Genomic DNA, 6,219 nt, shown 5'->3' with positions numbered 1-6,219 from the left:
CGATCAGCACATAATCGCTGGGGCCGAGCGGTTTGAACCCTGTGGGCGCGTCTGCGGCCTCGGTCTTCTTCGTGCCCTCGGGCGTCAGTTCGAACGCCCAGGCGATAAACAGGACAATCGGGAAAGCCCCGATCAGGAGGACAAGCACCAGGCTGTCGGCCCAGTCGGGCAGTCCGGCGGCGGCTCCGATGGTCGCCACGACCTGCATCACCAGCCAGCCCGCGACCAGATAGGCGGCGGCCACGCGGAAGACGTTGCGGCGGCGCAGTTCTGCGAGAAATGAATTCATGCCCGGTCGTCTCCCCGGCCATGCGTCTAGCACACGTCGCAGGAGAAAACGAACACTGATTTAAAAGGCTTAGCGCTAGCGGCTGGTGCGGCCCAGCGAGCTGGTCCGGACGCGGGCAGAGGCGCTCAATTCGAAACCTGTATCGTTCACCGCCTCCGGATCATTGGTCAAAAGCGCGTCCAGTGTTCACCGCGCCGTTCGGTAATCTGGAAACCGATCACCACGCCGAGAATGACAATGACGAACTCGATCACGACGGCCACCCATTTCTGTTCGCGAATGGCGCGGGTGAGGATCATTCGTCCGCGTGTGCCTCTTCATAGTGGGATTGCAGCCAGTCCGAGCCGTATTCGTTGGACGGATCCCGCACGACGATGTGGAAATGATTGGGACGGTCCTCGCCACCGGTTCGCGTGAAGTCGATGTGCAGGGACGGTCCCGAGATGCGCAGCATGAAGCGCCGGGACAGATCCGTGTAATCCCCCCACCAGGCGAGGCGGATCATGTCCATCCCGCCGGCTTCGATGCGGGCCATCTGGGCATCGCCGGCGGCCAGCGTCGCCACACCGATGAATTCCCGGATCGCATAGGACAGCAAAACCCGTTGATCCGCGTTCAGGTCCGCCGCGGACAATCCTTCTGGCGCCGCGTCCATGTCCGGGACCCAGCCCGGCCCGGCGAAATCGGCGGAGTCCTGCGTATCCTCGGACTGGACCAGCTGACCCATCTGGCCGGCATCGAGCGAGGCCATCAGATCGGCCACGCGGTCGAGCTCGTGTTGCAGGGAACGGCGCCCGGCATAAAGGCCGGTCTGGATGATTTGCGGGTTATTGCCGAGGAAAACCGGCGTGAAGGCGATCCGGCCATCGACCACGGTTGCGGTCACGGCGAGATGATGCCCGTCCAGCACGAGTGACCAGGTGCCCGAGGCGGGATCCCCGAATATCCGGACCCAGTAGTTTTCCGGATCATAGGACTCCATGATGGCGTTTGCCCGCGCCAGCATGTCCTCGGGCATCTCGTCGCCCCGTTCGGCGATGGCGGCCTCGACGCCGGCCCGAAGATAGGGTTCCAGCGTCATGATGTGCATGGCTTCGCCATAGCCCTCGCTCGACATGCCGCGCGCCAGCAGCCCGTGCAGGGCGATGCGCTGGGCATCGCTGAGCGTGGCGATCTGCAATCCAGATCGCGGTGCCATCGATGTTGGCAGATTGCTCCAGCCCTCGCGCGCCTCGGTGTCGTCGAGGTCGAACAGAAGGCGGGCCCGCTGGTCTTCGTCCAGCGTAGCAAGGAAGTCCGCCGCGGCCTCGGCCATGCCGGCGGCTTCGCGTTGCATGCCGATCTCGGCGTGATCGGGATGCGCATGGGCAGCGCCGGTCAGAAGCGTGCTCAGCACGACAAGAATTAGAGTTTTCATGATCTTCCCCCTGGGGACAGTCTTACGTGAACCGGGCCGTCTCTACCATCCACGGATTGGCAAGGCCGCGTCCGACCGGTTTGCCGGGCCGCCGTGAGGGCGCGGGTGAGAATCATTGCAGCCCTCGCGCGTCGATTTCCGCCCGTATCTGGTCGCGGATCGCTTCAAACTGATCGCCCCGGCGCATCAGGTGGGTGATCTGGAACCGGTTCTGGAGCGCGGCGTAATTGATCCGGCTGAGGAGTTGCTCGTCCTGCGCGACTGTTTCGAAGTCGAATTGCAGGGTCTCGGTCGTGTAATTCGGGTTGGCGGCGTCGGCCAGGTTTTCAAGCCGCGCCTGGAAATGGCGGGAAATCTCGCCCGCGACCGGCGCCAGCCGACCCGCCATCTGATCGCTCCGGGACCGGGAATCGTTTTCCAGGGCGGGAATGGAGGCCAGGGATGTGCGCAGTTCGCGATTGCGGATCAGGCCGAGCTCGCCGCCACTGATCAGCTCGGTCAAAGCGGCGGGTTCCATATTGACCCACACCACCTCGGTGATGGCGTTGAGACCCCAGGAGCCCTCCTGCGCCATCTCCGGATCGCCGGTCCGCACGCCTTCCAGGAAGAGCATGACCCATCTGAAATAGGCGGCCGCCTCCTGCTCGCCCTCTTCGAGTTCCTCGACAATGGTGGTCAGTTCGACCTCCAGCTGCCTGAGATAGGCCGCTTCCCGCTGGACTTCGGCACGCTCCGCATTCCACGCCGTGACCTGGAAACCGATCACGACACCGGCAATGACGATGACGAATTCGATCGCGACCGCGAACCAGTTCTGCTCGCGGACGGCGCGGGAGAGGCGGGCTAGGATCATGGCGTTGTCTCCACGGGCGGCAGGATCCGTTCGAACAGTCTCAGCCAGTAAACTTGCGAACGGCTCTCGACGGAGGTTTCGATCAGGCGCTGACGCAGCAGGGGCAGGATCGTATCACTGGCACGCAGTCGCTGCGCCATCTCCGCGAACGCCGCATCATGACCGTCGATCTCGCACGGAAATTCGAGAATGTTGGGCAGGGCTTCATAGTCGCCAATCGTCATCGTCCGCGGTTCCGCGCAAGTGTCGGCGAGGGCGTCGTAAAGACCCCGGTCCGCGATCGAGAAAAAGGCCCATCGGTAGTGCCGGCTGCGGTTCTGAAGACTGAGGTCTTCCAGACCGGTCTCATAGTATTCCACCGCAGCGGCAATCAGGGCCTCGTCTTCGATCAGGTCGATCGTTCCGGTCGAGACCAGCTCTTCATAGGTCGTGCGAATGACAGGGAAGCTGAAGATCTGCGTGGCCCGGAAGGCCTCGACGATCAGGGTCCGGTCATTGGTTTCGCGCCGGCCCTCAAGCGTGGCGAGCGCGCGCTCGGCATTATCGGCCACCTGTTCGTAATAAGTAGTGACGCCGATGACACGCCATTGCTCGGCCTGCAAATCCTCGATCAGGCGGGCGGTCAGGATATCAGCTCGGGCACGCGCTTCCCGTTCGCCATTCCAGGCCGTGACCTGAAAGCCGATCACCACGCCGGCGATGATAATGACGAACTCGATGGTGACGGCGAGCCAGTTCTGGTCGCGCAGGGCCTGGGTGATGCGGGCGAGGATCATGGAGCGTCTCCGGCCCGGACCTGGAGCGAATCGACCAGCGAAAGGGCTTCGGCCTCGAGCGATTGAAGGTCATCGACCTGGACGAAGGCGAAGTTGCGTGTCGTCCGCAATCCGGCGGCCAGTTCGGGACGCGTCCGGATCAACTCGGAGAGCTGATCCAGCGGCATGGTTTGGCCAAGCCCCAATCCGGCCGCGCGACGCTCGGCGTCTATGCCCGGCATGAAGGTGCGAATGAACTGTTCAAGATCGACAACGCTCGTCAGACGCGCGCGATAGGATTGGATCTGCCTGACCAGATCTGCGTCGGTCATAACCGAGACGTCGCCGGTCGACATCATCATGTCCCAGGCGCCGTGCACCGGATCAATCGTTCTCATATAGGCCGCCGACAGGATTAGCGCGTCGTCACCGATCCCTTCGGGCAGGACAACCGGTTCCATCGCGGGCATGCCGGGCGCGTCGTACACTGTCCATCGGGGCTCTTCCCCGAGCGCCGCTTCCAGAATCGCATTGACGCTCGCAATCCTCATTCGAGCGGATTCGAGAGATTGCCGGATTTCCGCGAGTTCGGTCCGCACATCCTCGCGGATTTCGAGCACATAGGCGGCTTCACGCCGGCGGTCGTCGCGCTCGCCATTCCAGGCCGTGATCTGGAAACCGATGACCACGCCGGCGATCACGATGACGAATTCGATGGCCACGGCGAACCAGTTCTGCGCGCGGAGGGCCTCGGTGATGCGGGCGAGGATCATGGTGCAAGCTCCGCATCGACGAGGGCGAGGAGGGCGCGCGCTTCCGCTTCGCGCTCGAGCACGCCGCCGATCTGGCCCAGGCCAAGCTCCCGGCCGGTTCGCAGATAGGCGATAAAGGCGGGGTCATTTTCTGCTGCCTCGATCACCGAGGCGAGGTCCTGTTCTGAAAACAAGGAGAAGCCATGGCGATAGAGAATGGGAATGGCGGCGGCGCGAATATCGCGGAAGATGGAAAGATTGCTCTCGAAATCCTCATAGCCCGCGTAATAACGCTGGATGGTGGTGCGTAGCGCATCGGTTTCGATCAGGCGGATATTGCCCGAATTGACGAGGGAGTCGTACCCGGTGCTTCGCCCGGTGACGCCGCGGATAAGATTGACGCGGGCGAGAAGGCTTGAGTGATCGGCCTCACTGACGACGGGCAGGATGGAGCGGTCGAGACCATCGCCCCAAGGCACGGCAGGAATCCTGCGCAACTCGCCCTCATTTTCGATACTCAGCAGCAGGTATTCCGCCGCGCGCATGCGCCAGAGGCTTGCCTGACGGGTTTCCTCCAGCGCGATCAGGTCCGCCCGAATGTCCTCGCGGACCTCGCGCAGCTGGCCGGCGATGATAACGCGCTCGGACCGTCCGTCATTCCACGCCGTGACCTGAAAGCCGATCACGACACCGGCGATGACAATGATGAATTCCAGCGCGACCGCGAACCAGTTCTGGTCTTTCAGCGCACGGGTGATACGAGCAAGGATCATGGTGTGGCCTCGTCCGGCCCGGCGTCGGGACGGTCCATGCGTCTGCGGCGGACGACCAGGAAAAAGCCCAGTGAGCCGAAATAGGTCATGACCAGGAGCGTGGAGATCATCACCGGCATGAGGCCCATGCCGGCTCCGCCGGGTCCGGCCGGGCCCAGCCAGGCCAGGTCGGCAGACTGGCTGGCGGTCTGGTGGATGTGTACGCCGAGGGCGGCAAAGTCGGTGAAGGCAAAGAGCACGCCGGCCCCGGTCATCACCGCGCCGATCGAGTAGAGCACGAGAAAGAGAACCGCGACCCAGCGCTCCATCCTGTGGGCCAGGAAGAAGGACGCGGTCAGCATGGCAAAGACCAGCGCCATGAAGTTGGAAAAGATGAAATTGGCCGTGTTGAGATATTCCGAGAACAGCAAAGCCAGTTCGAAATCAGACATTTTCGCCGTCTCCCCAGCCGGCCATGCGTCACTCTTCAGTAAAACCGCGAAGGGTGAAAGGGGGATGGCAGGGGGGGCGGTCCTTGTCGAACCTGTCCGGGTCCGACAGGGGGCTCGATCAGGCGCGGTGCGGCAGGATTTCAGGGTTTCGCAGCAGGGCTGCGGAGACAAGGCTGACCCGCACGCCGACCGGCAAGATCCCCGCGAAGGTCATCGGCGGGCGGAACCACCAATTGCCCTGTCCCCATGCGCTTGCGCCGTATCCTGCCGCGAAGACGCGAACTGGAAAGGCGGTCAGGAACAGGACTCGGCCTTCCCGGACAAAAGAAAACGTCCCGACAAGGGTCGGGACGTGAGGGTTGGGGGGAGGATAGAGGATAGAGGATAGAGGATAGAGGAGAGGTCCGGGCCCTAATCCTGTTCGTGCAACCAGGCGGCGTGCTTGGGGGCCCGCTTGGTCTGGCTCCATTCCTCGATCATCGCCGGGGCGACGCGTCTGAGTTCGTCCATCTGTTCTTCGGTGCCGGTATTGGCGGCGAGTTCCAGTCGGTGGCCGTTCGGGTCGAAGAAGTAGATTGACTTGAATATGCCGTGATTGACCGGGCCGAGCACGTCCAGGCCTTCCGCTTCGATGTGCGCCTTCGCGGCATTCAGGGCGTCCATGTCCTCGACTTCAAAGGCGATGTGCTGGACCCATTCCGGCGTATTGCCGTCGCGGCCCATTTCCGGCGAGTTGGGCAGTTCGAAAAAGGCCAGAACATTGCCCATGCCGGCGTCCAGGAAGACGTGCATGTACGGGTCCGGTGCCTTGGTCGAGGGGACTTCATTCTCGGCAATGGCGAGTTTGAAATCCATGCCCATGACGCGCTGGTAGAACTCGACCGTCTCCTTGGCGTCCTTGCAGCGATAGGCGACGTGGTGGATGCGCTTGAGATTGACGGACATCGGG

The 6,219-nt window shown here is 62.8% G+C and carries 8 protein-coding genes and 2 pseudogenes; all 10 read right to left on the bottom strand.

All coding sequences use genetic code 11. The annotated features are described in order from the left end of the window. Window positions 1–289 (bottom strand): annotated as a pseudogene (locus tag QZZ02_RS01350) (hypothetical protein); the annotation flags it as partial. A gap of 167 nt (window positions 290–456) precedes the next feature. Continuing rightward, window positions 457–588 carry a hypothetical protein gene (locus QZZ02_RS01345; RefSeq protein WP_291841755.1) on the bottom strand — a complete coding sequence of 44 codons (132 nt, stop codon included), beginning with the start codon at window positions 586–588 and terminating at the stop codon, window positions 457–459. Next, window positions 585–1,706, bottom strand: coding sequence for a DUF3500 domain-containing protein (locus QZZ02_RS01340; protein WP_291841754.1), 1,122 nt, complete (start codon window positions 1,704–1,706; stop codon window positions 585–587). The genes QZZ02_RS01345 and QZZ02_RS01340 overlap by 4 nt, the downstream gene beginning before the upstream one ends. Window positions 1,707–1,818: 112 nt before the next feature. After that, the gene (locus QZZ02_RS01335) at window positions 1,819–2,559 is read right to left on the bottom strand and encodes a hypothetical protein (RefSeq protein WP_291841753.1); all 741 of its coding nucleotides are present in this window, start codon (window positions 2,557–2,559) and stop codon (window positions 1,819–1,821) included. Next, the gene (locus QZZ02_RS01330) at window positions 2,556–3,335 is read right to left on the bottom strand and encodes a hypothetical protein (RefSeq protein WP_291841752.1); all 780 of its coding nucleotides are present in this window, start codon (window positions 3,333–3,335) and stop codon (window positions 2,556–2,558) included. Before QZZ02_RS01330 ends, QZZ02_RS01335 begins: the two co-directional genes overlap by 4 nt. Next, on the bottom strand, window positions 3,332–4,087 hold the full coding sequence (locus QZZ02_RS01325; RefSeq protein ID WP_291841751.1) for a hypothetical protein: 756 nt from the start codon (window positions 4,085–4,087) through the stop codon (window positions 3,332–3,334). Before QZZ02_RS01325 ends, QZZ02_RS01330 begins: the two co-directional genes overlap by 4 nt. Continuing rightward, window positions 4,084–4,839, bottom strand: a complete 756-nt coding sequence (locus tag QZZ02_RS01320) for a hypothetical protein (protein ID WP_291841750.1) — start codon at window positions 4,837–4,839, stop codon at window positions 4,084–4,086. Before QZZ02_RS01320 ends, QZZ02_RS01325 begins: the two co-directional genes overlap by 4 nt. Further along, entirely contained in the window at window positions 4,836–5,270 is a 435-nt protein-coding gene (locus QZZ02_RS01315; RefSeq protein ID WP_291841749.1) for a hypothetical protein, read from the bottom strand. The genes QZZ02_RS01320 and QZZ02_RS01315 overlap by 4 nt, the downstream gene beginning before the upstream one ends. 118 nt (window positions 5,271–5,388) lie before the next feature. After that, window positions 5,389–5,496, bottom strand: a pseudogene (locus tag QZZ02_RS15030) (DUF4199 domain-containing protein); the annotation flags it as partial. Window positions 5,497–5,681: 185 nt separating this feature from the next. After that, the gene (locus QZZ02_RS01310; protein ID WP_291841748.1) at window positions 5,682–6,215 is read right to left on the bottom strand and encodes a VOC family protein; all 534 of its coding nucleotides are present in this window, start codon (window positions 6,213–6,215) and stop codon (window positions 5,682–5,684) included. Between the last annotated feature and the right edge of the window lie 4 nt (window positions 6,216–6,219).

It is taken from the genome of Maricaulis sp., from assembly GCF_015665295.1.
In the GTDB taxonomy this organism is placed as follows: domain Bacteria; phylum Pseudomonadota; class Alphaproteobacteria; order Caulobacterales; family Maricaulaceae; genus Maricaulis.
The sequence above is the reverse complement of the archived record's forward strand: the minus strand, read 5'-3'. Positions and strand labels throughout refer to the sequence as shown.

Bases quoted from the DNA above. Each gene is read 5' to 3' on its own strand.
- QZZ02_RS01320 (WP_291841750.1), bottom strand. From the start codon at position 4,839: ATGATCCTTGCTCGTATCACCCGTGCGCTGAAAGACCAGAACTGGTTC.
- QZZ02_RS01325 (WP_291841751.1), bottom strand. From the start codon at position 4,087: ATGATCCTCGCCCGCATCACCGAGGCCCTCCGCGCGCAGAACTGGTTC.
- QZZ02_RS01340 (WP_291841754.1), bottom strand. From the start codon at position 1,706: ATGAAAACTCTAATTCTTGTCGTGCTGAGCACGCTTCTGACCGGCGCT.
- QZZ02_RS01330 (WP_291841752.1), bottom strand. From the start codon at position 3,335: ATGATCCTCGCCCGCATCACCCAGGCCCTGCGCGACCAGAACTGGCTC.
- QZZ02_RS01310 (WP_291841748.1), bottom strand. From the start codon at position 6,215: ATGTCCGTCAATCTCAAGCGCATCCACCACGTCGCCTATCGCTGCAAG.
- QZZ02_RS01335 (WP_291841753.1), bottom strand. From the start codon at position 2,559: ATGATCCTAGCCCGCCTCTCCCGCGCCGTCCGCGAGCAGAACTGGTTC.
- QZZ02_RS01345 (WP_291841755.1), bottom strand. From the start codon at position 588: ATGATCCTCACCCGCGCCATTCGCGAACAGAAATGGGTGGCCGTCGTG.
- QZZ02_RS01315 (WP_291841749.1), bottom strand. From the start codon at position 5,270: ATGTCTGATTTCGAACTGGCTTTGCTGTTCTCGGAATATCTCAACACG.